Source organism: Caulobacter sp. ALps2, assembly GCF_058681635.1.
The window spans coordinates 5,161,942-5,188,062 of sequence record NZ_CM178743.1; the positions used below are offsets into that span (position 1 = coordinate 5,161,942).

Below are 26,121 nucleotides of genomic sequence, written 5' to 3' on the forward strand. Positions count from 1 at the left end.
TGAAAGGAAAGGTATTTAAATCAAATATTTAGAGCATGACTTAAACCGAAACCGGTTTCCACTTTCGGCGTCATGCTCTAGGCGAGGACCGACTTCTGATGGAAAGAAACGCCAACTACGCCCTGGTCGGGGCCATATCGCTGGCCCTGTTCATGGGGCTGGTGATCTTCGTCGTCTGGCTAGCCAAGGTCAGCTTCAGCCGCGACTACGACCTCTATGACATCCTGTTCATCGGTCCCGTGCGCGGCCTTTCGCAAGGCGGCGAGGTGCACTTCAACGGCATCAAGGTCGGCGAGGTCAGCCGCATCGAGCTGGACAAGACCGACCCCAACCGCGTGATCGCCCGCGTGCGAGTGACCTCGGATGTGCCGATCAAGGTCGACAGCTACGCCACTCTGGAGCCGCAGGGCATCACGGGCGTCAACTATGTCCAGATTACCGCAGGCTCGCCGACCAAGGAGCTGCTGAAGGACACCGTCAAGAACGGCAAGGTCCCGGTCCTGCGTAGCCAGCGCAGCGCCCTCTCCGACCTGCTGGAAGGCGGCGGCACGGTGCTGACCCGCACCATCGAGGCCCTGGACCGCGTCAACCGGGTCCTTTCGGACCAGAATATCAAGACCTTCAGCGCCTCGCTCAGCGACGTACAGGCGGTCACCGCCGAACTGCGCGAGCGCAAGGAGATCATCGCCGACGCCCAGAAGGCGCTGCAGAGCATCGACCAGACCGCTCAGTCGATCACCAACCTGACCAACAACGCCAATGGCCTGGTCGGGGGCGACGCCAAGCGGACCCTGAAGGAACTGGGCGACGCCGCCGCCGAGCTGAAGTCCGCCGCCAAGGACGCCCGCGGCATGGTCGGCAAGCTGGAAGGCCCGACCACGGACTTCGCCACCACCGGTCTGCCGCAGCTTTCGTCGGCCATCGTCACCCTGCAGTCGGCCGCCGAGTCCCTGGACCGCCTGGTCGCCGACGTCGAACAGAATCCTCGAGGCTTGGTCAGCAAGGCGCCCGCCAAGGAAATGGAGGTCAAGCCGTGAACCCGATGATCCGCAACGCCGCACGCCTGATGACGGTGGCCGCCCTGGCCGTCGGCCTCTCCGGCTGCATCAGCCTCTTCCCGAAGGCCGAGCCGGCCAGCCTCTACCGCTTCGGCGAGGCCGAAGTCAGTGTGCCCAAGGGTCCTCCGGGGACTATGTTCGGGGTGTTGAAGACGCCCTCGTCCTTCACCCGCGCCGCCGCCGGCGACCGCATCCTGACCAGCACCAATGGCGAGATGGCCTATATCGCCGACGCCCGCTGGGTCTCGCCGGCCTTCGTGCTGTTCGAGGAAGCCACCGCCCGCGCCTTCGAGAACGACCCCGGTCGCGCCCGCCTGATCGGTCGCGGCGAGGTGGCCAAGGCCGACATGATGCTGCGCCTGGAAGTGCGGACCTTCGAGGCCGATTACGTCAACGGCCCGAAGGCCGCGCCGGAAGTGGTCGTGCGCGTGCGGAGCGTGCTCACCCGCAGCCAGGACCGCGCCCTGGTCGGCGACCAGATCTTCGAGGCCCGCGTGAAGGCGACCGACAACCGCGTCGGCGCCATCGTGCCGGCCTACGACCAGGCGGTGGCCAAGGTGCTGGGCGACATCGTGGCTTGGGTCAACGCGTCGGGGTCTGGCCTGAAGGGATGAGGGACCACGCTCAAAGAGCGTCTAGGGGCTCCGTCACTGGCCCATACCCGGCGTTCTCCTGGATTCGCAGCACCGGCCCGTCGATCCAAGGCTCGACAGTGACCAGTTCACGCGCCTCGGCCCGCGCCACCGCGTCGGCGGGGTCGGCGCTCTCGGCCAACAGCCGCAGGTTCATGCGCGTTGGGAAGATCACCTTGCGCCGGCCAGAGGCCGCCAGCTCCAGCGCGAGGCCCGGCGCGATCCACTCGGCGTCAACCGCCTCGTGGCCGTCGCAGATGGCCTGCTGGGCCAGCGGCGCGTGGGCCACGTAGAACCAGGTGTCGAAGCGCTTGGGCATCGGTTTGGGCGTGATCCAGCGGGCGAAGACGGTCAGCGCCGACAGATCCAGCCTAAGCCCCAGGTCCTCGACCACGTCGATGAAGGCGACCTTGTCCCGCGCCACCGCGTCCCGGATGTCCTTGGCCGCCTCACCGGCATAGAAGGCCCCATCCCGGTCGCGGGCCAGCAGAACCCCGGCTTCTTCATAGGCTTCGCGGAGGGCGGCGATGCGCAAGGCCACGCCATCATGACCGACCTCGTCAAAGCCGATCGCCAGGTCGCGCCAGCGCGGGTCGCTGTCGCCCTGATGGCTCTTGCCGCCCGGGAACACCAGGGCCCCGGCCGCGAAGTCGATCTGGTGGTGCCGCTTGACCATCAGCACCTCGAACGAAGGCGCGTCTCGAAGCAGCAGTACGGTGGCGGCGGGTCGGATCGCGCCCGGCATGGAGTCAGACATGCCAGGAAGTCTGGCGCCGCCGCGTGCGCTTGCCCAGACTTCTTTCGAACGACCGTTTAGCTTTCCCGCTTGGCTTTCTCGTTTAGCTTTGGAGCTTAGGCGGCGCCCTGGTCCTTGCGGTCGGCCCGACGCTTGTTGCTGCTGCGGTCCATGCGTTCCAGCAGGTACTCGTTGTCCTCGCGAGAGACCGTGTGCGGCGAGGTCAGGAAGCGCTGGATCATGTGCTCCTGGAAGCGCGCGCGATCGTGCGCTCCGCCGTCGAACTCCAGCCCGTGGAAGGCGTCGACACCCGCGCGGAAGGCGGAGAACAGGCGCGGCGGCAGGCCGGCGCGCTCGCAGATCGCCTTCAGGCCCAAGGGGCCGGCATCGTGGATCATCAACCAAGTGCGGTGGTGCGGCACGCCGGCCAGCTCGGCCACGGCCCACTCGAAGAAGGTCATGTGGCCATGGGCCAGGGACCGCAGGATCAGCGACGGCGACAGGCGGCCGACCTTCTGCAGGTGAGCGACGAAGGCCTTGGGATCGGAGGCGCGGCCGGCCTGGTCCACCAGGTCGATCGTGGCCCGCTCCTTGGCGCCGACGATCAACTCCATCGTCAACTCGGCCGACAAGGCGTGGTTGGTCAGGATGTGGTCGCGCAGCTGCTCGCCGACCATCTCGATCAGGCGCTCGGTCACCGCCATCGGCAGGGCCGCCCGGTAAGCGACGGCCTGCAGCACGTGTTCCGACTTGGCGAAGCGGTCCAGGGCCTTTTGCAACGCGACTTCCGAGAAGCGGGCGTTGTCGTTGGCGCAGGCCGTGGCGACCACGTCCTCGTTGCCCTGCTCGACCAGCATCGTGGTGATCTTGGCCGACAGCTTGGGGCGCTTGGCCACCGCCATCTGGCGCACAGGGCCGCCCACGCGGACGATCTCGGCCAAATCGGTGTCGGTGAACACCGGCGAGAAGCTGATGATCGGCAGGCTGACGCTCTCGACGTCGCGCGCCAGGCGGTTGGCGACGTCGGCCGGCAGGGCCTGGGAGTTCTTGAGCGTGACCGCCATGGCGCGGCGGACCAGCTCGGCGGCGTCGGCGGCCATCACCCGCAGGATGTCGTGCGCGACCTGGCGCTCCTCGTCGGTCATGACGGCGCGGTCGATGTTCCGGCAAAGCTTGTGCGCCGCCAGGGCGCGCTCGTCGGGCGTCGCGCCCTTCACGAGCATGCGAATATCGGAGTCGGTGAGTGCAGCGCGTGTCGTGGCCATGGTTCGCCTGCGGAGAGCTATGCTTGGAGTCGCATGGTGGGCGGTTAGGCTTAATGATCGATTGAACCAGGAACCTGTGGATTAACGATGTCCCGTAACCGGGTACAAACCACGATCCGCTAGGGTGCGCGCGGACTGAAGAGGAGCGCGACCTTGCTCGCCGAGCGCCGCCTGAAGACAAGCCCGATGGATGGCGCCCGACTGGCCAAGGCCCTGGACGCCCAGGCCGCGCTTTTGCCTTATGCGCTGGGCGTTTTCGCCGTCAGTCTGGCCCTGTTCGTGTGGGTTGGGTCCTTCGCGGTCAACCGCGTCTGGATGAGCGCCAGCTTCGCGATCTTCGCGATCAACTGGGGCGCCTTCTACGCCGCGGTGAACTGGCTGCGCGACGATGCGTCGCAAGATCTTAACCGCCGCGCCCGGATCCAGGTGCTGTGCGGCGTGCTCTGGGCGCTGAGCGTCGTGCAGATCTCGGCCTTCGCTCAAGGCGCCGGCCCCGCTCGCGACACCCTGCTGATGCTGGCCACGGCCGGCGCGGTGTTGTGCGCGTTCTTCGCCGCCCCGTACCTGCCGGCCCTGTTGATCGTCGCCCCGCTGGCCGCCGCCGGCCCGCTGATCGCCCAGTTCTCGCACCCGGACGGCCGCCAGGCCGGCGAGCTGACCTGGGGCGCGACGGCCCTGGCCCTGACCCTGGGCCTGATCCTCAACCGCATGTTCCGCCGCCAGCACGACCTGGCCGTCTCGCACGAGGAGTTGGTCGACGAGCGCTTGCGCGTGCTTGAGGAGGCCGAGCGTGTCGCTCGCAGCAAGTCCGACATCGTCGCCACCCTCAGCCACGAGATCCGCAACGGCCTGACCGGCGTCACCCACGTTCTGGCCGCCGCCGCCGGCAAGGGCGGTCGCGCCGCGCCGTCACGCGAACAGCTGAACGCCGCCCTGGACGCGGCCCAGGACCTGATCTCGGTGTTGAACGCCACCCTCGACAGCGAGACCGCCGAGTCCGGCCGTCTCAATGTCGAGACCCAGCCGTTCGACCCTATCCGCCTGGTCCAGGACCTGGTTCTGCTGGACAAGCCCCACGCCGCCACCAAGGGCCTGGAACTGGCCGTCCACATCGATCCGCTACTGCGCGGTCGCGACAAGGGCGCGGTTGTCGCCGACGCCCTGCGCACCCGCCAGATCATCGCCAACGTGCTGGGCAACGCGGTCAAATACACCGTGCGCGGCCGCATCGAGATCCGTCTGGAGCTCCGCGAGGGCGTGGTGGCCATCGACGTCGCCGACACCGGTCCCGGCCTGACGCCCGACGAGATGGAGCAGGCCTTTGAACCCTTCCGCCGTGTCGAACGCACCGGCGCCGGCGTCAACGGCGCGGGCCTGGGCCTATCGCTGTCGCGCCAACTGGCGCGGCTGATGGGCGGCTCCCTGGAGGCCCGCAGCGCCGTGGGCGTCGGCAGTTGCTTCACCCTGACCCTGCCCTTCGACGCCGTCGCCGAGTGCGAGCTGGAGCAGGAGCTGGATGCCGTCTCGACCGAGGCGCCCGGGACGCCGCGCGCGCTGCGCGTGCTGATCGCCGAGGACGACGCCCTGAACGCGGCCATGCTGCGCGCCATCCTGGAGCAGTTGGGCCACCAGGTGGTCCACGCCCAGAATGGCCGCCGCGCGGCCGACCTGGCCAAGATCGCCGAGTTCGATTTGCTGATGTTCGACCACCGCATGCCGGTGCTGGACGGCCCGGGCGCCGCCGCTTCGCTGCGCGAGGCCGAGGGTCCAAACCGTTACACGCCCATCGTGGCGGTCATCGACGGCGATGGCGAGGAAGCCTCCGAATTCCTCGACGCCGGCGCCGACCTCACCCTGCGCAAGCCGGTCAGTGTGGCCGCCGTGGCCCGCGCCCTGGCCGACGCCGCCGCCCTCGACCGCAACCTGGCCAAGCCTGAAGCCGCCTGAGTAGCCTCTCCTAAGGTAAGCCTTCCCCCATAGGCTCTCCGCGCCCATCCTCCCCCCAACGAGAAAAAGGGAGAGAACGATGCTGGAGGGACTGCGGGTCGTCGAGCTGGCGACCTATATCGCCGCCCCCGGCGCGGCCGGGATCATGGCCGACTGGGGCGCCGAGGTGATCAAGGTCGAGTCGCCCGAGGGCGATCCGATGCGACGCTTCTTCGACACCATCGGTTCGGATCAGGACGCCAATCCGATCTTCGAGCTCGACAATCGCGGCAAGCGGGCGGTGGTGCTGGACATCCGCGGCGACCTGGGCCGTGACGCGCTGAAGGCTCTGGCCGCGACCGCCGACATCTTCCTGACCAATGTCCGCCCCGCCGCCCTGGCTCGCGCCGGCCTGGACTTCGAGACGCTGAAGGCGGTCAATCCGCGGCTGATCTATTGCAGCCTGACGGGCTACGGCCTGACCGGTCCTGATCGCGACAAGCCCGGCATGGACGTGGCGGCCTTCTGGTCGCGAGCCGGAGTCGGGGCGATCACCGCACCGAAGGGGACCGAGCCCTTCCCGATCCGCACCGGCATGGGCGACCACGTCACCTCATTGGCCACGGTGTCCGCGATCCTCGCGGCGGTGCACGAGCGCAGCCGCACGGGCGTCGGGCGGCTGGTCGAGACCTCGCTGCTGCGCACCGGCGTCTACGCCATCGGTTCGGACATGGCGATCCAGCTGCGCTTCGGGAAACTGGCGTCCACGCGTGGCCGGCGCGAGGCGGTTCAACCACTGGCCAACTTCTACAAGACCGCCGACGGCCGTTGGATCTGCTTGTTGCCGCGCCAGGGCTCGGTCGACTGGCCGCGCATCGCCGCCGCCGCCGGCCGGCCCGAGCTGGTCGAGGATCCGCGCTTCGCCTCCGCCAAGGCCCGCCGCGAGAACGGCCAGGCGCTGGTCGATATCCTGGACGAAGCGTTCGGCGCCATGGCCTATGACGACGCCGCCGAGGCCCTGGACGCCGGTGACATCACCTGGGCGCCTTATCAGACCCCGCGCGAACTGGTCGACGACGCCCAGGCCGAGGCGGCGGGCTGCTTCGTCGACACGCCTGACGGCGCGGGCGGCACGTTCAAGGCCCCGGCTGGTCCAGCGCGTTTCCCCGGTTCAGAGGACGGTCCGCGCGGGCCCGCGCCCAAGCTAGGCGTGGATACGGCGGCGGTGTTCAGGGAATTGGGGTGGGACGAGGATCGGGTCGCCGCTCTGATTTCCGCCTCCGCCTAGCCACTCCAAATCCGTCTTCCCGGCGAAAGCCGGGACCCAGATGGAAGACTGTTGGGGCGAACTCTAGAAGCGCCGCGCCAGTCCAGTCAGCCCAGCACTCCGAGACCTGGACCCCGGCTTTCGCCGGGGAGCCGGATCGAGGTCTAGCGTTTGACCTTCTCGTTGGCGTCGGCCAGCACGCGCAGCATCTCGGCCGAGAACATCGAGCTGGCCAGGCGTTGACCGCCGCCCATGCTGGCCTTGTCGGTGTTGCCGAACGGGCCGCCAGCGTCCTGCGAGCCGCGCAGGATCAGGTCGACCATCGCCTCCTGTTGGCGGATGCGCTCCAGCCGGCGACCGCTGGCGTACTGCATGAAGCCCTGGTCGGGGGCGACCACCGGCTGAGCCGGCCCCATGTCGACGCGGGTCGCGCCGCCGGTCTTGGTCAGGTTGGCGTAGACCTCGCCCACCGTGGCGGCGCGGCCTTCCTTGTAGAAGATCGACCTGTTGGCCTGGGCGGCGTCCGGGAACATGGCCGCGGCGCTGGCGCCCGGCGAGGCGGTGGCGGCCTGGATCAGACGGGCTGAACCCGACGGACCCAGGAAGTGGGCGGCGTACAGCTCGCCGGCCGTGGGGTCGCGTCCTACCCGGCCGCGCAGGTACGAGGCGTGGTCGCTGGCCAGCTCGCCGGCCATCAACGAAGCGGCGTGCGGATCGGTCTTCAGGCCGAGCACGGCCTTGCGGGCCTCGTCGCCGTCGACACGGAAACGGCCGTCCGAGCCCTGGCTGATCAGGTCGGCGTAACGGGCGTAGCCGTACTTGGCGCCGTGCTTCTTCAGCGTGGACAGCCAGGTCTGGTCAACGAACTGGAACAGGCCCGAGGCCGACGACGTCCGGGCCTTGGCCGCCGGATTGAAGCCGCTCTCGCGCTTGGCCGTGCCCATCAGGAACGTGAAGTCGACCCCGGTCGCGCTGGAAGCGCGCTGGATCGCCGACTCGACGACGCTGCGGATGGAACTGACGGCGGGCATGGGCCTCAGGAGTCGGCGACTATGGTTAATTCAGGATTAACCACGTTCCGGAGCTGGGGTCCGGAGACGAGATGCCGCACCCATTCTTACAGACGTAAGACAAATCGTCACGCGGATTACGATTGTCAATTTACAACACGCGCCACCCATGTTGACCTAATGCTACGAATGTAATTTCGCTTAGGAGGTCGACATGAACCTGGCTCTCCACTCCAGCGGCTCCGGCATTCCCGGCCTGGGCGCCCCGCCGCGCAAGCCCTCGAAGGCGCTGCTGATCGGCCTCGGCGTCTCGGGCGCGCTGCACATCGGGCTGATCGGCTATCTGGCCTATCAGAAGTACGTCTCGCCGCTGCCGCCGATGACCGACGACAGGCCTCTGCTCATCGAGCCCTACACGCCCACGACGGAGCCGCCGCCCCCTCCCCCGCCGACCGACCAGCCGCCGCCGCGCAACCAGATGCGGCTGCATACGCCTGTCCCGACACCGCTGCCGACGCCCGATCCGCTGCCGATCAAGCCGCTGGATATCCCGGAAGGCCCGCCCATCGCCGGCCCGCCGACCCTGCCCACGGTTCCGGCCCAGCCCAATGTGCCGCCGGCCCCGCAGCCCAAGGTCATCACCCGCGCCAACTGGCTCAAGCTGCCCTCGGCCGACGACATGGCCCGTTACTATCCGGAAAGCGCCCAGCGGCGCGGCCTGTCGGGCTCGGCCACGCTCAACTGCGTGGTCGCCATCAACGGCACGGTCCGTAACTGCACGGTTCTGTCGGAAACCCCGGTCGACGAAGGCTTCGGCGTCGCCGCCATCAAGGTCTCGCGCTTCTTCAAGATGAAGCCGCAGACCGAGAACGGCGAGGCCGTCGACGGCGCGACGGTCCGCATCCCGATCCGCTTCAACGCGGGCGCTTGACAGCCCCTTTTCGCGGGCGCCCTCCTCCGGCGTTGAAACGGTGGCCGGGTCGTTTCGCCTCGACCCGGCCTTTTCTCCTAATAGCTCTTGGGCAGGCCCAGCACCCGCTCGGCGATGAAGTTCAGGATCATCTCGCGGCTGACCGGCGCGATGCGGGCGATCATCGCCTCGCGGAAGTAGCGCTCGACGTCGTATTCCTTGGCGTAGCCCATGCCGCCATGGGCCAGGACCGCGTTCTCGCAGGCGTGGAAGCCCGCCTCGGCGCCCAGGTACTTGGCGGCGTTGGCCTCGGCCCCGCAGTCCTTGCCCTGATCGTAGAGGGCGGCGGCCTTGAAGGCGAGCAGGTTGGCGGCCTCCAGCTCGGCCCACGACTTGGCCAGCGGATGGGCCACGCCCTGGTTCTTGCCGATCGGCCGGCCGAACACGATCCGCTCGTTGGCGTAGCTCGTTGCTTTTGCCAGAGCCGCGCGGCCCAGGCCGATGGCCTCGACGGCGAACAGCACCCGCTCGGGATTAAGGCCGTGCAGCAGGTACTGGAAGCCCTTGCCTTCCTCACCGACCAGATCCTCGGCGGGGACAAACAGGTCCTCGATGAAGAGCATGTTACATTCGACGGCCTTGCGGCCCATCTTCGGGATCGGCTTGGCCTCGATCTTCTCGGCGTCGGTGTAGAACAGGGACAGGCCCTGGTGCGGCTTGGCGCACTCGTCCTTGGGCGTGGTGCGGGCGATGATCAGGATCTTGTTGGCGCGCTGGGCGCCGGTGGTCCAGATCTTGCGGCCGTTCAGGCGATAGCCGCCGTCGACCTTCTCGGCGCGGGTCTCCAGGCTGGACGTATCGAGGCCCGAGTTCGGCTCGGTCACCGCGAAGCACATCTTGTCCTCGCCCGAGATGATCCGGGGCAGCAGGCGATCGCGCTGCTCGTCCGAGCCGAACTTCACCAGCGGCATCGGACCGAAGATGTTGAGGTGGATGGCCGAGGCGCCCGAGAAGCCCGCGCCCGACTGGGCCACGGTCTGCATCATCACGGCGGCCTCGGTCAGGCCCAGGCCGGCCCCGCCGACGCTCTCCGGCATGGCCACGCCCAACCAGCCGCCCTCGGCGATCGCCGCCACGAATTCCTCGGGGAAGATTCCGGTCTCGTCGGTGCGGCGCCAGTACTCGTCATCGAAGGCCGCGCACACCTTGGCGACACCTTCGCGAATGGCTTCCTGCTCTTCGGTCAACCAGAATCCGGACATCCGGCCCTACTCCCCTGCGTTGTCAGCCTCGGACTTCTCGAAACGGCGCGCGTCCATGACAGCGGCGTCCGGGCCCGGGTTATCGCCATTCAGATACGCCGCGACCATGTCGGCCACAAGCGGCGCGAACAGCCAGCCGTTGCGCCGCGCGCCTACGGCCAGCAGCACGCCGGGCGCAGCGCTCCAGCCGACCAGCGGCAGGCCGTCGGTCGTGGTGGCCCGCACGCCGACCTCGACCGAGGCTTTGTCGAGATCCAGCTCCGGTCGCAGCGCCCAGGCGGCGGAGCGCAAGGCCTGGGTGGCGGAAGCGTCAGGATCCAGGTCGTCGCGACCGACCTCCATGGTGGCGCCGATGGCCAGGGCTTCACCGGGGGCCAGGTAGACGCCCTCGCCCCGCACGACCACATCGCCGTCTATCGCAGGTGTCCGCAGGAGCTGACCCTTGATGGGCGTCAGCGCGGTGGTCTCCGGCGCCAAGCGGCCGTCGCGCGCGCCGGGACCGGTGGCCAGCACCAGAACGTCGAAAGCGTCGGTGCGGCCATCGGCCAGGCCCAGGGCGCCGGGCGTGAACGACTCGACCGCGATCGGCTCGAACCGCGCGCCCGCCGCCAGGGCCGCCGCCCGCAGCGTCTCCAGCGCCGCCCGCGCCTCGATGCGCCAGTCCTCGGGAATGATCTCGCCGGCGGGCAGGCCCAGATCCAGCAGCTTCTGGCCGACCTGGGCGCGCCAGGCTTCGGAGCCCTCGATTCGCACGCCGGCCCGGTGAATCGTGAGGCCGAGGTCCTCGGCGAAGGCCGGCCACAGGTCGCGGGCGCGGCGCATCAGGGCCAGGTGATCTCGCGAAGCCGGGTCGAACAGCGCCTCGCTGACCGGCGCCAACATGCCCGCGGCCACGCCCGAGGCATTGTCGCCCGTCGGCGCCGGATCGAAGACGGTGACCTTGAAACCGGCCCGCGCCAGGCGCAGCGCCACCGCCGATCCAAACGCCCCGGCCCCAGCCACGGCGATACGCGCGCCCGATTGAACTGTCATGGCGCGCAGACACCTTCCGGGCGCGCCAACGTCAAGTCCGGAACGACCACGTCCGTGACTTGGCCCATTCATCGTTAACGATAGTAAATCGGGCGCGACACTTTGGCGCGAAGACCCGTTCCGTGCACGTCCGGACGTGACGATGCAGCCAAGCTCGGTCTATATCCGTTAATATTGGCACGAAGGCCGCCATTGCGGCGCAATTGGAATAGAGGCGGATGAACGATCGACCCGCAGTCGAACCAGCCCACCCCGTGGACCTTTATGTGGGCGCCCGGCTGAGAATTCGCCGCAAGATGATGGGCCTGAGCCAGACCCAGGTCGCCGACGCCCTGGGCATCACCTTCCAGCAGATCCAGAAGTACGAGCGCGGCGCCAATCGTATCAGCGCCAGCAAGCTCTATGACGCCGCCAAGCTGCTGCAGGCGCCGGTGTCCTACTTCTTTGAAGGTCTCGAGGACACCGACGGCGGCATCGACGACGGCTTCGCCCAGCGCATGACCGAGTTCGTCTCCACGCCGGAAGGTCTGGAACTGGCCAGCCTGTTCCCCCGCCTTGCCGACCGTCGTCTGCGCCGCCGCGTGGTCGACCTGGTCCGCGCCATGGTGGACGACGAGGCCCCATAGGGCCCTCTCGAAATCAGTAAGCTTCGAAAGGCCCGCGCCGTCAAAGTCGCGGGCCTTTTCGCATTCGGAACCCCCGCTCTCAGCCGCCGTTGATCCGAGGAAGGACGGAGGGCCTGCGAGATGCCGCGCGATACGCTCGAACTTCAGCCGGCGGCGCCCGGCCTCCTTTACGTGAATGACGACGATCCGGGACTGCGCCGGGTCAAGGCCGGCGAAGGCTTCGCCTATCACGACCCGGACGGCGAGCGCGTCGACGATGACGCCACTCTGGAGCGCATCAAGACCCTGGCCATCCCGCCGGCCTGGACCGACGTCTGGATCTGCCCCTCGCCGCGCGGCCACATCCAGGCGACCGGCCGCGACCAGAAGGGCCGCAAGCAGTATCGCTATCACGAGGCCTGGCGGCGCGACCGCGACGGGCTGAAATTCGGCCGCATGATCGCCTTTGGACGGTCGCTGCCCAAGCTGCGGACCCGGGTCGAGACCGACCTCGCCCGCCGGGGCCTGCCGCGCGACAAGGTCATCGCCGCCGTCGTGCGCCTGATGGAGCTGACCCTGATCCGGGTCGGCAATGAGGAATACGCGCAAGCCAACAAGAGCTTCGGCCTGACGACGCTCCGCGACCGCCACGCCAAGCTGTCCAGCGTGGGCGGCACGTTCCAGTTCAAGGGCAAGAGCGGCAAGGTCCACACGACGGGCTTTCGCGACCGGCGCCTGGCTAGCATCGTCAAGGCCTGTCAGGACGTGCCGGGCCAGCGATTGTTCCAGTATCTCGACGACGACGGCCAGCGCCGCTCGGTCGAGAGCGCCGACGTCAACGCCTATATCCGCGCGGCGATGGGCCAGGACTTCTCGGCCAAGGACTTCCGCACCTGGGCCGGCACCCTGGCCGCGGCGCGGGCCCTGTGCTTGATTCCCAAGGCCGGCACCGCCACCGAGGCCAAGCGCAACGTCAACACCTGCGTCAAGGCTGTCGCCGGGCTCCTGGGCAACACCGCCGCCGTCTGCCGGGGCTCGTACATCCACCCGCTGGTGCTGGAGGCCTATCAGCAGGGCGTCCTGCCGCTGAAGCCCGGCCGCTCGGAACGGGCCTTCGAACTGGCGGTGATCCGTTTTCTGGAGGCCGCCCGCGCCTCGTGCTCGGAAGCCTGACGGGAACGGCCGCTCGCCAAGCATCGTTGAGTCGGCTCGAATGGAGAAACGCCCATGGCCGCCGGCCGTCCCACCTGGCAGGGCCACCTGCGCCTGTCGCTCGTGACCTGCCCCGTCGCGATGTACACCGCCACCGACTCGCGCGGCGACGTGCACTTCAACATGCTGCACAAGAAGACCCATAACCGGATCCGGATGATCCCGACCGATCCGGATCTTGGGCCGATCGAGCGCGCCGACATCGTCAAGGGCTACGAGTACGAGAAGGGCGAGTACATCGTCGTCACCCAGGACGAGATCGACAGCGTCCGCCTGGAAAGCACCCGCACCATCGACATCGAGCGCTTCGTCCCCGCCGGCGACATCGACCGACTGTACTGGGACAATCCCTACTTCCTGGTCCCCGACGGCAAGCTGGCCGCGGAGGCCTATGGCGTGATCCGCGAGGCGATGACCAAGGAAGGCCAGGTCGCCCTGGGCCGCGTGGTCATGCACCAGCGCGAGCGCCTTCTGGCCATCGAGCCGCGCGACAACGGCATGGTCGCCTGGTCGTTGCGCAACCGTCGCGAGGTCCGTGACGCGGCCTCGTACTTCGACGCCATCCCCGACAAGAAGCCCGACGCGGCGATGATCCAGATCGCCCAGAAGATCATCGAGCAGAAAGAAGGCCCCTTCGATCCCGAGCAGTTCAACGACCGCTACGAGGACGCCCTGCGGGCGCTGATCAAGGAAAAGCAGAAGGGCAAGGGCCGGAAGGTCTCCGCGCCGGACGAGCCCGCCGACACCAATGTGGTCGACCTGATGGAGGCGCTGCGCAACAGCCTGGGCAAGGCGCCAGCGAAGGCCAAGCCGGCGGCGAAGAAGGCTCCGGCGGCCAAAGCTACGCCCAGAAAGAAAGCTGGCTAGCTCCCTCCCCGTCATCCCGCGCATAAAGCGCGGGATGACGGTTGTGGGGTTGGTCATTTGGCCGGCTTCGTCCCCAGCTTCTTGATCGCCGGCGCCAGATCCCGCTCGCTCTCCGCATAGGCGTCCCAGGCGTCGAGATCCTTCGCCAGCCCCGGAACCGTCCGGATGTTGAAGCGCGAGGGATCCAGGCCCTTTCGCGCCTGGGTCCACGCCACCGGCCATGACACCGGCGCCCCCGGCCGGCCGCGCGGCGACAGCGGGGCCACCGCCGTGCTCATGCGGTCGTTGCGCAGGTAGTCGAGGAAGATCTTCCCGCCCCGATCCTTCTTGGCCATGCTGATCAGGTACTGGTCGGGGCTGTCGGCGGCCATCTGGGCGCAGACCTCGCGGGCGAAGGCCTTGGCCGCGGGCCAGTCGACCTTCGTCCCCTTCAGAGGCGTGACGACGTGCAGCCCCTTGCCGCCGGTGGTCTTGCAGAACGGCACGAGGCCTAGGGCTTCCAGCCGGTCGCGGATCTCCCGAGCCCCTTCCACCACGGCGTCGAACGACACGTCCGGCGCGGGATCGAGGTCGAAGACCAGCCGCCCCGGGATCTCCGGCGCGCCTTCTCGGCAGTTCCAGGGATGCAGCTCGGTCGCGCCCCACTGGGCGGCGGCGACCAGGCTCTCGAGCGTGTTGAACATCAGATACGGCTTGCGGTCGCCACTGACCGTGACGTCGTCGATCAGGGCCGAGACGCCCTTGCCCGAATGGCGCTGGAAGAAGGTCTCGCCGCCGATGCCGTCTGGCATGCGGATCACCGAGCAGGGCCGGCCCTTCACATGCTCCAGCATCCACGGGCCGACCGCTTCGAAGTACTGGGCCAGGTCCAGCTTGGTTCCCGGCGTCCCATCGCCGGCGTCGGGCCATAGCGGCTTGTCGGGATTGGAAATGGCCACGCCCAGCACCGAGGCCTTGCCGCTCGTGCGCTTGACCGGGACGGGTTTCGGTTCGGCCAATTCGACATCCTCGACCGGCGCGGGAGCCTCGGCCGCGACGGCCTTGGCGGGCTTGTCCTCGCGCAGACCCTTGAACGAGGCCTGGCGCACCGAGCCGTCGCCCGTGAAGCCGGCGAACTCTATCTCGGCCACCAGCTCCGGCGCCACCCAGTGGATGTTGGCGCCGCCACGTGGCGCGCCCTTGCCGGCGAAGGGAGAGCTTTTCCGCGCCAACGTCTTAAGGGCCGGCAGCAGCTTGGCCACCTTGTCGCGACCAAAGCCCGTGCCAACCCGGCCAACATGGGCCAGCTGGCCCTCGTCATTGTAGATGCCGACGATCAACGAGCGGAAGGCGTCGCCCGTCGTGGTCCAGCCGCCGATCACCACCTCATGCCCCGCGCGGCACTTGGCCTTGGTCCAGGTCGCGCCCTTTCCCGAGCGGTACGGCGCGTCCAGCTTCTTGGAGACCACGCCCTCCAGCGACATCCGGCAGGCCGACCGCAGCACCGCCTCGCCGCCGCTGGTGAAATGTTCGACATAACGGATGCGCTCACCCCCTTCTTGAGATTGGACCGGCAGCAGCGTCCTCAGCTGGTTCTTGCGGTCCGACAGCGGCAGCTCGGTCAGGTCCTGGCCTTCGGCGTGCAGCAGGTCGAAGGCGAAGAAGATCAGGTCGTCGGTCTTGTCTTCCGACAGCGCCGCCTGCAGCCCCGCGAAGCTGGGCGAGCCAGCTTCGTCCAGGGCCACGACCTCGCCATCGATCAGGGCGTCGGGCAGATCGGCTGCGTCCTCGATCAGCCGCGGAAAGCGTTTGCTCCAGTCCAGACCTGTCCGGGTGCGCAGAGCCGCCTTGCCGCCCTCGACACGCAACTGCATGCGGTAGCCGTCGAACTTGATCTCGTGGACCCAGTCCCCGCCGCCCGGCGGCCGGTCGACCAGCTTGCACAGCTGCGGCGGCACGAAGTCGGGCATGGCCAGCTTCTTCGCCAGCGTCTTCGCCGGTTTTTGGGCCGGTTTCTGGGCCGGTTTCTGGGCCGGCTTTGAAACCTTGCGCTTCGGCGCGCCGGTCTCCTCGGCGGCCTTCTCGCCGCTGGCTTCGGGTGAGGTCTTGCTGTTCCAGACCGCGTCGGACCTTGGCCCAGCTTCCGTCATGAACGGCGTCGGCGCCTTGCCCTTGCCGGCCGCGATCTTGTCCATCGTACGCCCCGAGGCGATCGAGAACGACGTGTCTTCGAGAAAGTCCAGATCGCCCTCGATCGCGAACTCGTCGCGGTGCTTGATCAGCAACCAGTTCTCGCGTTTCCCGCTCGATCCGCCCTTGGCGAACTTGTCGTTGTTGATCCGAACGAGGACCCAGCCGCCTTTCATCCGTTCGCCGGCGAAGACCAGCTTGATCTCGCCCTTCTTGAGCCCCTTCTCCAGGTCGAAGCCCGGCTCGGGCGCCCACCAGCCGCGGTCCCACAGCATCACCGTGCCGCCGCCGTACTGGCCCTCGGGGATCGTGCCCTCGAAGTCGCCATAGGCCAGCGGGTGGTCCTCGACATGGACCGCCAGGCGCTTGTCGCGCGGATCGCGCGACGGCCCCTTGGTCACCGCCCACGACAGGAACACGCCCTCGTGCTCCAGCCGCAGGTCGTAGTGCAGCCGGGTGGCGTCGTGTTTCTGGATGACGAAGCGCGCCCGCTCGGACGCGGCGACCTCGACCTCGCCCGAAGGCTCGGCCGTGAGCTTGAAGTCGCGCTTGGCCTGGTAGGCCGCGAGCTCGCGCGCCGCCATCGTCGTTATTCGCCGTCGAAGACTTCGGGACGCTCTTCGTCCGGATCGCCGTCCTCGTCCTGCTCGAGTTCGATGATCTCGTCGTCGTCCAGATCCTCGGCCGTAAGGGCGTCGTCATCGTCGGCGTCGCCCTCGGACTGGGTGACGTCCAGCACGTCCGGCAGCTCCTCGAAGGTGCGCAGCTCGCCGTCCTTGCCGACGACATCCTCGTCCAGCGCTTCGGCGCCGTCCTGTCCGTCCCATCCATTGTCTACGTCGGTCATGGCGGTCTCTCCTGTGTGTTCAGGAGGAATGGCTGGGGCCGGCGCGGCGTTCCGGTCTTGTCGATTTGAACCAGAAGCGGCCCGGATCGGAGGTGATTCCGTGCAGAATCACCTAGTGCGCGAGTCGCCACATGGTCCACTTACGAGACCAACATTAACGCTTTTGCCCCTAACTTGGCCGTTCGGGAGGCGACGATTTCGTAAAAATCCCCGCCCCACGGGCGTTTTGCCCCCATGAATCGACGTTTTAACCTTCCCTAACGCGTGACAAACCCAAAACGCCTCGGCAGGCTCACAACTCCCTGATTCACAGGACATGAGCTTAGAGATGACGAACGTTTCCGATCTGGTCGACGCTGCTGTCGCCGCCGACGACAAGCTGACCAAGACCCAAGCCAAGGCCATCATCGACGGCGTCTTCAAGTCGATCTCCGACGCCGCCGTGAAGGGCGAAGAAGTCTCGATCCCGGGCTTCGGCAAGTTCAAGGTCCAGGCCAAGCCGGCCCGCACCGGCCGCAACCCGGCCACGGGCGCGACCATCGAGATCGCCGCCAGCAAGAAGGTCGCCTTCACGCCGGCCAAACAACTGAAGGACGCCGTCAACGGCTAAGCCTTTGAGAGCGCGACAGCCGAAAGTGGATACCGGTTTCGGCGCCTGTCGCGCTCCATGCTTCAAACCTCGGTTTTTCCGCTAACGGAAAAATCTGGGGCGGGGGCGGACCGCGAAGTCCGCTCCCCGACGCTTCACTTCACGCGCGACATTGTGCTCCATGCCCTTGTCGCGCGTGAAGACTATCTAGAACAAAATAAGAACTGTAACGTGCCGCGCATGGCCGTTCTCGATCTCAGGCGCAAGCTCGCCATCCTCTCCGACGCCGCCAAGTACGACGCGTCGTGCGCCTCCTCCGGGGCCGAGAAACGCACCTCCGTGGGCGGCCAGGGCGTGGGCTCGACCGAGGGCATGGGCATCTGCCACGCCTATGCGCCCGACGGGCGGTGCATCAGCCTGCTGAAGATCCTGCTGACCAACTTCTGCATCTACGACTGCGCCTATTGCATCAACCGCGTGTCCTCGAACACGCCCCGGGCGCGGTTCACGGTGAAGGAGGTCGTCGACCTCACCCTAAACTTCTACAAGCGCAACTATATCGAGGGCCTGTTCCTGTCGTCGGGCGTCATCCGCACGGGCGACTACACGATGGAAGAGATGGTCCGGGTGGCGAAGTCGCTGCGGCTGGACCACGACTTCCGCGGCTATATCCACCTGAAACTGATCCCCGAGGCCTCGCCCGAACTGGCGGCGGAGGCAGGGCTCTATGCCGACCGGGTGTCGATCAATATCGAGCTGCCGCGAGACGACGACCTCAAGGCCCTAGCGCCCGAGAAGAGCCCGACCGACATCAAGCGCGCCATGGGCCGCATGCGCCTGGCCATCGACGACCACGCCGAGCCGGCCAAGAAGGCCGGCAAGCGGGGCTTCGCCCGCAGCCAGTCGACCCAGCTGATCGTCGGGGCGGACGAGGCCAAGGACGGCGACATCCTGGCCCGCAGCGCCAGCCTGTACGGCGCCTACCGCCTGGGGCGGGTCTACTATTCGGCGTTCAGTCCGATCCCGGACGCCAGTTCGCGCCTGCCGCTGGCCCGGCCGCCGCTGCTGCGCGAGCACCGTTTGTACCAGGCCGACTGGCTGATGCGGTTCTACGGCTTCGAACGGCCCGAGATCGTGGCCGAGGGCGAGGACCTGGACCTCACCGTCGATCCCAAGACCAGCTGGGCGCTGCGCAACCGGGCCAAGTTCCCGGTCCACATCCAGACCGCCGACAAGGAAACGTTGCTGCGCGTGCCGGGCCTGGGCGCCAAGGCCGTGGAACGCATCCTGGCGGCCCGGAGGGTCACCCGCCTGACCCTCGATGACCTCAAGCGTGTCGGGGCCGTCCTGAAGCGCGCCAGGGCCTTCGTGGTCACCGCCGACTGGACGCCGGGGGCGCTGGCGGATCGAGAGAGCCTGAGGGCGGCCCTGGTCCAGCCGCGGCAGTTGAGCCTGTTCTGATGCGGGTGGTGCGGTTGGCGTCCGAGATCGACTTCGCCGGCTGGCGCACGGCCGCGCGGGCGCTGCGGGCCGAGGGGGTAGAGCCGCGGACCGTGGTGTGGACGGTGGAGCGGGAGCTGTTCGACCGGGATACGCCCGTCGTCGCCTCCGGTGCGTCCGCCAACTTCACCGTCCCCGCCGCCTTCGTCGAGCTGGCCGAGCAGGTGATCCAGAACCGTGGCGCCGACCGCTTCGCCCTGCTCTACCGCATCCTGTGGCGGCTGGAGCGCGAGCCGCGACTGATCGACAATCCAGCCGATCCCGACATGGCCCGCGCCCGCGACATGGCCAAGGCCGTCAGCCGCGCGTCGCACAAGATGAAGGCCTTCGTCCGCTTCCGTCTGATCGAGGGGACAGCCACGGAAACCTACGCCGCCTGGTTCGAACCCGCCCACCGCGTCACCGAAGCCACCGCGCCGTTCTTCGTGCGGCGCTTCACGAACATGGACTGGACGATCCTGACGCCCGACGCCTGCGTGGCCTGGGACCGCGAGCGGCTGATGGTGTCGGAGGGCGCCGATCCCGCCGACGCGCCGTCCGAGGACGCCCAGGAGGAACTCTGGCGCACCTACTACGCCTCGATCTTCAATCCGGCCCGGCTGAACCCGAAACAGATGCGCCAGGAGATGCCGAAACGCTACTGGCGGAACCTGCCGGAGGCGGCGCTCATTCCGGAGCTGATCGAAACCGCCCAGGAGCGCGCCGCGGCCATGGTCGCCTCCACGCCTCGCCAACCGTCCGACCGCGTGCTGAAGGCCGCCCTGCGCCACGCGCGTGACGCCTCGTACGGTCAGGGCGCGCCGACGACGCTGGAAGAGGTCGAGGCGGGCGTCCATGTCTGCCGCCGCTGCGACCTCTGGCGCGACGCGACCCAGGGCGTGCCGGGCGAAGGCCGGGCGCGCGCGCCGCTGATGTTCGTCGGCGAGCAGCCGGGCGACCAGGAGGACCTCGCCGGCCGTCCTTTCGTCGGCCCCGCGGGCCAGATGTTCGACAAGGCCCTCGCGGAAGCCGGCGTGCCGCGCGACCGGACCTTCGTCACCAACGCCGTTAAGCACTTCAAGCACGAGCCGCGCGGCAAGCGGCGCATCCACAAGACGCCGGATCGTGGCGAGGTCACCGCCTGCCGCGGGTGGCTGGACGCCGAGCGCCGCCTGGTCAAGCCGCGCGTGATCGTCATGCTGGGCGCGACGGCGGCCCTGGGCGTGATGGGCAAGCCGACGCCGATCGGCGCCAATCGTGGCAAGGCGCTGCGACTGCCCGACCAGGCCCAGGGCGTGGTGACCTATCACCCGTCGTTCCTGCTGCGTGTCCCCGACGAAGAGACCAAGGCGCGCGCCTATGCGGACTTCGTGGAGGACCTGCGGATGGCGGGCGAACTGGCGGGCCTGACATGACAAAACGCCCGGCCTTTCGGCCGGGCGTCCGTTCAGCGCTTTGCTGGCGTCAGTGCGCGGCCTTGCCGCCGTACTCCGCCATCAGCTCCTCCTTGCGGGCCTTCATGCGTTCGCCCATGGACTCGAGGTCCTCGTCGCCCTTCTTGGCCTGGGCGAAGAAGCCGCCGGGCTGTTCCTCTTCCTTGACGTGGTGCTTGATGTACTCGCCCAGCACCTTGACCTTGGCGTCGTAGAACTCCTGGCCCGGCTTCATCGCCTCGATCTCGGCGATCAGCTTCTTGGCGCCGTCGTGCTCGACATAGGCTTCGTCGATCAGGTCGTCCTCGACCTCGCCACGGCTCTCCGGATAGAGGACCTCCTCCTCGATCTGGGTGTGGACCTTCAGGGCCAGGGCGATCTGGTTGAACAGGGCCAGCTTCTCGGCGTCGCTCTCGAGCTGTTCGTACTCGTCGAACATCGCTTCCACCTCGCGGTGGTCCTTCTTGAGCAGGGTGATGGCCAGCGGATCGCGACGGCCGGTGCGGCGCGTCGACTTACGCGGCTTGGCGGATTTGGTCTTGCTGGATGACTTGGCGGCGGCTGCCATGGAAAGGCTCCCTCGATATCCCCGACCGCCTACCAACTCGTTCGCCGCACTAGGCGTTCCGAACACTAAGCCCCTAAATCAAAAGAGTTTTTGCGAGAGGTTATCAGTGTCGGACGGCCGACGGTCGGCCGCCCGACATGGCGCGATCAGCGATCCTGGACGTTGCCCGAATGGCTGGTGTTCTGGCGCAGGTTGCCGGAACGGCCCTGCTCGTCGAGGTTCACGTCGGCATTGCCGACGTCCTGGCTCCGCGGGTCGTCGTGGCGACCGCCCTGGCCCTCGATGTCGGGCTTCTGACCCTTGAAGGCGCGTTGTTCGGGCGGAATGGGGGGCGCTTTGGACATGGCTTCCTCCTTGATCGGTGAAAGACTCCAACCGATCCGCGGCAAGGGCGGTTCCTACACCCTAGCTGGCCCGCTGCACGCCCGTCAGCGCCGTATCCAGCTCGCTGGCCAGGGCCTCGATGCGGTAGGGCTTGATCAGCACCCGCCGGCCCTCGTTGGTCGCGGCGGCCGCGGCGGCGCTGTAACCGGTGGTCAGGATCACCGGCAGGCTGGGGCGCAGGCGAGAGATGTCGCGCGCCAGGTCCAGGCCGCCGATGTCGCCTGGCATGACCATGTCGCTGAACACTAGGTCGAAGGCCCCATCCTTGCGCAGCACCTCCAGGGCGGCCAGGGCCTCGCCGGCGCGGACCACCTCGTAGCCCAGCTCGCGCAGCATCTCCTCGACCAGCTGGGCCACGCTGTCGTCGTCCTCGACCAGCAGGATGCGGTAGCGGCCGATCGGGCCGGCCTTGCGCGGCGCGATCGCGGCGGGCTCGGCGGCCAGGGCCTTGGTCGAGCGCGGGATACGCAGCCAGATCGTGGTGCCCTCGCCTAGCTTGCTCTCGACGCCCGCCTCACCGCCCGAGGCGCGGGCGAAACCGTAGACCTGCGACAGGCCCAGCCCCGTGCCCTTGCCCACGGCCTTGGTGGTGAAGAACGGCTCGAACAGCCGGGTCAGCATCTCGGGGGCGACGCCGACGCCGGTGTCGCGGATCGCCAGGCGGATCGTGTCCCCCGCCCCGTCCGGACGCCCCGAGGGCTCGTTGCGGGCCTCGATGGTGATGGTCCCGCCGTCGGGCATGGCGTCGCGGGCGTTAATGGCGATGTTCAGCACCGCCACCTCCAGCTGCGAGGCGTCCACCTCGATCCGCCACAGGTCGGGCGGCAGGTTGATCTCGACCTTGACGTCCTCGCGCAGGGAACGGTCCAGCAGGGCGTGCATGCCGGCCAGGCGGTTCGCGATATCGACGACCTCGGGCTTCAGCGGCGTGCGACGCGAGAAGGCCAGCAGCTGCTGGGTCAGGCTGGCGCCGCGGTCGATGGCCTGGCGCACGCCCTGGCGCAGGCGCTCGCGCCGTGCGGGGTCGGTCGTGCGGTCCAGCAGGTCGATGCCGCTGGAGGCCACCATCAGCAGATTGTTGAAGTCGTGGGCCACGCCGCCGGTGAGCTGGCCCATGGCCTCCATCTTCTGCGACTGACGCAGCGCCTCCTCGGCCTTTTCGCGCTCGCGAATCTCGGCCTGGAGCTTGCGATTGGTCACGAGCTCGCGGGCGTTGCTGGCGCCCAGCACCGCGACCAGCAGGGCGGCCATGACGATCAGCAGCGCGAAGCCGGCGTAGCGCATCGCCCGCCGGGACGGCGATTCCAGCACCGAGCGCAGATAGACCGAGCCCAGAACCGTCTCGCCCTCGGTCACCGGCGAGGTCAGGATCAGACGCGCGCCGTCCACGCGCGGCGGCCCCAAGGTGTTGCGGGTCGGCGGCGGCGGCGCGCCGGGCCGCGCGAAGCTGGCCGTCAGCGCGCCTTGCATGTCGTAGGCGGCCACCGCCTCGACATCCGGATTGGAGCTCTGGGCCCCGACATATTCGCGCGCCGCCGAGCGGTCGTCGAAGGCCAGGGGCGCGGCCATGCTGCCGGCCAGGATGCGCAGTTGCACCTCGGCCTGGCGATAGCGTTCCTGCTGGCCCAGGTGCTCGTTATAGGCGGCCATGGCGAAGGCGGCCGCGACGATGGCCACGGCCAGGCCGATCGCCATCGACACCGTCAGGGCGGGCCGCCAGCCCGGTCGAGCGGTCGGCGACGTCATTTGGCCCCTTCCCTGGGCTGGGCCGACAGCGCCAGCAGCTTCGAACTCAGGGTCAGGCCAGCCGCCTGGGCGGCCTCGGCGCGGATCGCGAAGCGCAGGCGGTTCTCGACGATCACGAACTGGACCATCGCCCCGGGCGCATCCAACGCTTCGTCGGCCACGGTCAGGACCGGCCTGCCGGCCACCACGGCCAGCATCTGCCGAGGCGTCTGCTGGCGCGAGGCGCTGAGGAACAGCAGGTGGCAGCCCGCGCCCTTGGCGACGATCGGCAGCCGGACGACCGTCACGGGATGGTCGCCGACCCGCAGGGCGCCAGCGACACGATCGATGGCCCCGCCGAACGGATCAGGTCCTCCGATGCACAGCCGGAACGGACTGGCGGGCCCCTCGAACGCCCCATCGGGCCAGTCGACAAAGGGGGTGAACTTGGCGAGATAGCCAGCCTTCAGGGCGTAGCCGGGTTCCTGTTCGCCCGCTCGCGCCGCGCCGCCGAGCGCGCACGCGAACGCCGCCGCCGCGAAGAACCGCGACGACCATATGCGCCAACCGGGCCTGGGCCCAGGGGCGCGCGGCGGGAAACCCAAAACCATACGCCTGTCCCCCATGGGAATCTCAACGCGAAGCAGAGCTGTTCGATCCCACACCGATGACATTTTGGAGGCAAGGGTCGACCAGGCGACTAAAACGCGAAGGGGGCGACCAAAACGCAAAAAGCCCGGGGCGAGCCCCGGGCTTTTCGATGACGATGGTACCGCCTCTCAGGCTTGAACTGAGGACCTCTGGTTCCACAAACCAGCGCTCTAACCAACTGAGCTAAGGCGGCGCATCGCGAGGGAGTGTCTTTAGTCGGACGCGCTTCCCGGATCAAGCGCCGAAACACGCTATTTTCACAGGAAAACGCGCGCGTTTCCTTTTGCCGTTTTTCCAAAGAAAAACGCCCCGGAGCCGAAACTCCGGGGCGCTTCTTAGCTTTCGCCTGGATCCAGGTCCTATTGCGGGACTTGGAACACCAGCGGGACGGTCACCTGGCCACCGTCGACGGGCGCGCCGTCGAGGGTCTTGGGCTTCATCCGGAACAGACGGGCCAGACGCAGGGCAGCGTCGCCGAAGCCCATGTCCGCGGGGTTCTCGGAGACTACAGAGCAGCTCTCCAGAGTACCCTTGGCCGTCACGGTGCACGAGATCGTCGCGCGACCGGAGACTTCCATCCGCTGAGCACGGTCCGGATAGTACCGGGCCATGTCGTCGCCGCTGGGCTTGCGGGCCCAGTCAGGACGCGTGATCACCGAAGCGCGGGCCGGCGGGTTCGTGGGAACCGGCGGCACGGCGGAGATCACCGGCGGAGCCGTCGTCTCGACCCGCTTTTCAACGGGCGGGATCGGCAGCGGCGGCGGCGGCGTCACGTCCGGCGGCGGAGCCACCGGGGGACGCGGCTGGACCACGGCCGGAGGCGGCGGCGGTTCGTTGGTCGGCGGAGGCGGCGGAGGAGGCGGCGGAGGCGGCGGCGGAGGCGGAGGCAACTCCACATCCACGGCTTCGTCCGAGTACTCCTGGAACACCGCTTCGAACTTCTGCTTCGCCAGGTAGGCGAAAAGAAGCGCGTGCAGACCGCAGACCACGACCAGGGCGACGCCGAACGGCCCCATACCCTTTTTGCGACGCGGGCCGTCAGAGGTGAGCGGATCGTAGTGGCGATGCTCGGGCGTTTGTTGTTCAGCCATGCAGCACCCCTACTTAGCTATCATCCCGTCCAACGAGAGCCACGCTGTAGAAGCCGTTATCCTGGAGGGTGTTCATCACCTCCATGAAAGCCCCGTAGCGAACCTTTTCGTCGGCCCGGATGAAGATGCGCTCCTTGGACGGGTCGCGTCGGCCCATACCTTTGACGATGTCCTGACCCATCTCGTCGATCGAGGTCTGGTTGTCACCGATATAGAGCTGTCCCGTCGATTTGATCGAGATGTAGACCGGCTTCGGCGGGTTGGGAGTTGCTTTCGCCACCGCCGCGGGCAGGTTCACTTCGACCGACACGGAGGCTAGCGGAGCCGCCACCATGAAGATGATCAGGAGGACCAGCATAACGTCCACGAAGGGCGTAACGTTGATCTCGCTGTTCTGTTCGACGTTGAACCTGTCGCCCCCACCGCCTGAGAGTTTGGCGGCCATGGGTGTTACGCCCCCTTGTCGAGCTGACGCGAGATGGCGTTCATCAGTTCAGCAACAAAGCCTTCCGAGCGGGTGCCGTAACCCGAGATGCGGGTCTGGAAGTAGTTGTAGAAGATAACCGCCGGGATAGCGGCGAAGAGGCCGATACCGGTGGCGAGCAGGGCTTCAGCGATACCCGGCGCGACGACGGCGAGGTTGGTGGTGTTGGTGTTCGCGATGCCGATGAACGACGTCATGATGCCGTAAACCGTACCGAACAGACCGATGAACGGACCAGCCGAACCGACCGAGGCCAGGAACACCATGCCGCCGGACAGGCGCTTGGCCAGCGAGGCTTGCACCGCGTTGATGGCGTAGGTGGCGCGAGCCAGCGTCGAGTCACGGTGCTCGCCGGCGACGGCCAGACCCGCTTGACGCGACAGTTCGACTTCCTGCGAGGCGGCGGCGGCCATGTCGGCCATCGGGTTGCCTTCGAATTCTTCCGACGAGCTGATGCGCGCGATGTCGGCGATCGAGCGAGCGCCGCGGAAGGCTTCCAGGAACTTGTCCGATTGCTTGTTCAGGCCAGCGAACTCGAAAATCTTGGTGAGCAGCAGAACCCACGAGAAGACCGAGGCCAGCAGCAGGCCGATCATGACGACCTTAACGACGGCGCCGGCGGCCAGGAACATGCCGACCGGGGTCAGCGAGTGAGAGGCCTTCGTCTCGCCGCCTTCTTCGGCGGGAGCGGCTTCCGGAGCCGGAGCAGCAGCGGCGGCGTCAGCGGCCGGAGCGGGGGCGGCGGCTTCCGAAGTCGCGGGGGCCGGAGCCGCGGCGTCTTGGGCGAAAGCCGGGGCGCTCGCCATCAGCGCGATAGCGCCAACGAGAGCGATGAGGGGGGTCTTCCGTTTAATGTCGAGCATCTTTCGCCAGTTCCTGATTGGTCTAGCACGTTTGGACCGAGGGTCGTCGCGCGAGA

The 26,121-nt window shown here is 67.9% G+C and carries 25 protein-coding genes and 1 tRNA gene; 11 read left to right on the plus strand and 15 right to left on the minus strand.

Going from position 1 to position 26,121, the window contains the following annotated elements:
* Window positions 1–98: 98 nt before the first annotated feature.
* Window positions 99–1,037, plus strand: a complete 939-nt coding sequence (locus ACW173_RS24355) for an MlaD family protein (protein ID WP_492082732.1) — start codon at window positions 99–101, stop codon at window positions 1,035–1,037.
* Window positions 1,034–1,672, plus strand: a complete 639-nt coding sequence (locus ACW173_RS24360; RefSeq protein WP_492082733.1) for an ABC-type transport auxiliary lipoprotein family protein — start codon at window positions 1,034–1,036, stop codon at window positions 1,670–1,672. Before ACW173_RS24355 ends, ACW173_RS24360 begins: the two co-directional genes overlap by 4 nt.
* Window positions 1,673–1,682: 10 nt before the next feature.
* Here the strand turns inward: ACW173_RS24360 and ACW173_RS24365 are convergent, their stop codons facing one another.
* Together ACW173_RS24365 and spbR are read right to left on the minus strand one after the other, a co-directional pair.
* Window positions 1,683–2,447 (minus strand): NUDIX hydrolase, encoded by a 765-nt coding sequence (locus ACW173_RS24365; RefSeq protein WP_492082734.1) that lies wholly within the window; start codon window positions 2,445–2,447, stop codon window positions 1,683–1,685.
* A gap of 95 nt (window positions 2,448–2,542) precedes the next feature.
* A complete protein-coding gene (gene spbR / locus ACW173_RS24370) occupies window positions 2,543–3,691 on the minus strand; it encodes a pole-localized protein SpbR (RefSeq protein WP_492082735.1) in 1,149 nt (382 codons plus the stop codon).
* A 153-nt stretch (window positions 3,692–3,844) separates the two neighbouring features.
* Here spbR and ACW173_RS24375 point away from each other — a divergent pair, with 153 nt between their 5' ends.
* Complete coding sequence (locus ACW173_RS24375; RefSeq protein WP_492082736.1) at window positions 3,845–5,638, plus strand: hybrid sensor histidine kinase/response regulator; 1,794 nt, start codon at window positions 3,845–3,847, stop codon at window positions 5,636–5,638.
* A gap of 79 nt (window positions 5,639–5,717) precedes the next feature.
* Window positions 5,718–6,905, plus strand: a complete 1,188-nt coding sequence (locus ACW173_RS24380) for a CaiB/BaiF CoA transferase family protein (protein ID WP_492082737.1) — start codon at window positions 5,718–5,720, stop codon at window positions 6,903–6,905.
* A 143-nt stretch (window positions 6,906–7,048) separates the two neighbouring features.
* Here the strand turns inward: ACW173_RS24380 and ACW173_RS24385 are convergent, their stop codons facing one another.
* Complete coding sequence (locus tag ACW173_RS24385; protein WP_492082738.1) at window positions 7,049–7,915, minus strand: transglycosylase SLT domain-containing protein; 867 nt, start codon at window positions 7,913–7,915, stop codon at window positions 7,049–7,051.
* A 193-nt stretch (window positions 7,916–8,108) separates the two neighbouring features.
* On the opposite strand from ACW173_RS24385, the gene ACW173_RS24390 reads away from it, so the two are divergent.
* Window positions 8,109–8,825 carry an energy transducer TonB family protein gene (locus ACW173_RS24390; protein WP_492082739.1) on the plus strand — a complete coding sequence of 239 codons (717 nt, stop codon included), beginning with the start codon at window positions 8,109–8,111 and terminating at the stop codon, window positions 8,823–8,825.
* A gap of 77 nt (window positions 8,826–8,902) precedes the next feature.
* Here ACW173_RS24390 and ACW173_RS24395 read toward each other — a convergent pair whose 3' ends face one another.
* Both ACW173_RS24395 and ACW173_RS24400 read right to left on the minus strand, forming a co-directional pair.
* Window positions 8,903–10,066 carry an acyl-CoA dehydrogenase family protein gene (locus ACW173_RS24395; RefSeq protein WP_492082740.1) on the minus strand — a complete coding sequence of 388 codons (1,164 nt, stop codon included), beginning with the start codon at window positions 10,064–10,066 and terminating at the stop codon, window positions 8,903–8,905.
* A 6-nt stretch (window positions 10,067–10,072) separates the two neighbouring features.
* Complete coding sequence (locus tag ACW173_RS24400) at window positions 10,073–11,098, minus strand: NAD(P)/FAD-dependent oxidoreductase (protein WP_492082741.1); 1,026 nt, start codon at window positions 11,096–11,098, stop codon at window positions 10,073–10,075.
* Between the two features lie 218 nt (window positions 11,099–11,316).
* Here ACW173_RS24400 and ACW173_RS24405 point away from each other — a divergent pair, with 218 nt between their 5' ends.
* The 3 genes from ACW173_RS24405 (at window position 11,317) to ku (ending at window position 13,782) form a co-directional block, all read left to right on the plus strand.
* Entirely contained in the window at window positions 11,317–11,724 is a 408-nt protein-coding gene (locus tag ACW173_RS24405) for a helix-turn-helix domain-containing protein (protein WP_492082742.1), read from the plus strand.
* 120 nt (window positions 11,725–11,844) lie between these two features.
* Complete coding sequence (locus tag ACW173_RS24410) at window positions 11,845–12,876, plus strand: DNA topoisomerase IB (RefSeq protein WP_492082743.1); 1,032 nt, start codon at window positions 11,845–11,847, stop codon at window positions 12,874–12,876.
* Between the two features lie 54 nt (window positions 12,877–12,930).
* Window positions 12,931–13,782 carry a non-homologous end joining protein Ku gene (gene ku / locus ACW173_RS24415; protein WP_492082744.1) on the plus strand — a complete coding sequence of 284 codons (852 nt, stop codon included), beginning with the start codon at window positions 12,931–12,933 and terminating at the stop codon, window positions 13,780–13,782.
* A gap of 53 nt (window positions 13,783–13,835) precedes the next feature.
* Here ku and ligD read toward each other — a convergent pair whose 3' ends face one another.
* A complete protein-coding gene (ligD, locus tag ACW173_RS24420; protein ID WP_492082745.1) occupies window positions 13,836–16,535 on the minus strand; it encodes a DNA ligase D in 2,700 nt (899 codons plus the stop codon).
* A 5-nt stretch (window positions 16,536–16,540) separates the two neighbouring features.
* Complete coding sequence (locus ACW173_RS24425) at window positions 16,541–16,798, minus strand: hypothetical protein (protein WP_492082746.1); 258 nt, start codon at window positions 16,796–16,798, stop codon at window positions 16,541–16,543.
* A gap of 328 nt (window positions 16,799–17,126) precedes the next feature.
* Between ACW173_RS24425 and ACW173_RS24430 the strand changes: the two genes are divergently transcribed.
* From ACW173_RS24430 to ACW173_RS24440, 3 genes are all read left to right on the plus strand, one after another.
* Window positions 17,127–17,408, plus strand: coding sequence for an HU family DNA-binding protein (locus tag ACW173_RS24430; protein ID WP_066682603.1), 282 nt, complete (start codon window positions 17,127–17,129; stop codon window positions 17,406–17,408).
* A gap of 219 nt (window positions 17,409–17,627) precedes the next feature.
* Window positions 17,628–18,848 (plus strand): putative DNA modification/repair radical SAM protein, encoded by a 1,221-nt coding sequence (locus tag ACW173_RS24435; protein WP_492082747.1) that lies wholly within the window; start codon window positions 17,628–17,630, stop codon window positions 18,846–18,848.
* Window positions 18,848–20,281 carry a UdgX family uracil-DNA binding protein gene (locus ACW173_RS24440; protein WP_492082748.1) on the plus strand — a complete coding sequence of 478 codons (1,434 nt, stop codon included), beginning with the start codon at window positions 18,848–18,850 and terminating at the stop codon, window positions 20,279–20,281. Before ACW173_RS24435 ends, ACW173_RS24440 begins: the two co-directional genes overlap by 1 nt.
* Window positions 20,282–20,330: 49 nt before the next feature.
* Here the strand turns inward: ACW173_RS24440 and ACW173_RS24445 are convergent, their stop codons facing one another.
* The 8 genes from ACW173_RS24445 to ACW173_RS24480 all read right to left on the minus strand — a co-directional run bounded on the left by ACW173_RS24445 (window position 20,331) and on the right by ACW173_RS24480 (window position 26,065).
* A complete protein-coding gene (locus tag ACW173_RS24445) occupies window positions 20,331–20,867 on the minus strand; it encodes a hemerythrin domain-containing protein (protein WP_492082749.1) in 537 nt (178 codons plus the stop codon).
* Window positions 20,868–21,013: 146 nt separating this feature from the next.
* On the minus strand, window positions 21,014–21,211 hold the full coding sequence (locus tag ACW173_RS24450; RefSeq protein WP_492082750.1) for a hypothetical protein: 198 nt from the start codon (window positions 21,209–21,211) through the stop codon (window positions 21,014–21,016).
* Window positions 21,212–21,272: 61 nt separating this feature from the next.
* Window positions 21,273–22,997: an ATP-binding protein gene (locus ACW173_RS24455; protein WP_492082751.1), complete on the minus strand. Its 1,725-nt coding sequence runs from the start codon at window positions 22,995–22,997 to the stop codon at window positions 21,273–21,275.
* On the minus strand, window positions 22,994–23,587 hold the full coding sequence (locus ACW173_RS24460; protein WP_492082752.1) for a YfiR family protein: 594 nt from the start codon (window positions 23,585–23,587) through the stop codon (window positions 22,994–22,996). The genes ACW173_RS24455 and ACW173_RS24460 overlap by 4 nt, the downstream gene beginning before the upstream one ends.
* Before the next feature lie 156 nt (window positions 23,588–23,743).
* Window positions 23,744–23,820: transfer RNA gene (locus ACW173_RS24465), tRNA-His, on the minus strand.
* 166 nt (window positions 23,821–23,986) lie between these two features.
* Window positions 23,987–24,718, minus strand: coding sequence for an energy transducer TonB (locus ACW173_RS24470; RefSeq protein ID WP_492082753.1), 732 nt, complete (start codon window positions 24,716–24,718; stop codon window positions 23,987–23,989).
* Between the two features lie 13 nt (window positions 24,719–24,731).
* Complete coding sequence (locus tag ACW173_RS24475; protein WP_492082754.1) at window positions 24,732–25,163, minus strand: biopolymer transporter ExbD; 432 nt, start codon at window positions 25,161–25,163, stop codon at window positions 24,732–24,734.
* Window positions 25,164–25,168: 5 nt separating this feature from the next.
* Complete coding sequence (locus tag ACW173_RS24480; RefSeq protein ID WP_492082755.1) at window positions 25,169–26,065, minus strand: MotA/TolQ/ExbB proton channel family protein; 897 nt, start codon at window positions 26,063–26,065, stop codon at window positions 25,169–25,171.
* Window positions 26,066–26,121 lie beyond the last annotated feature (56 nt).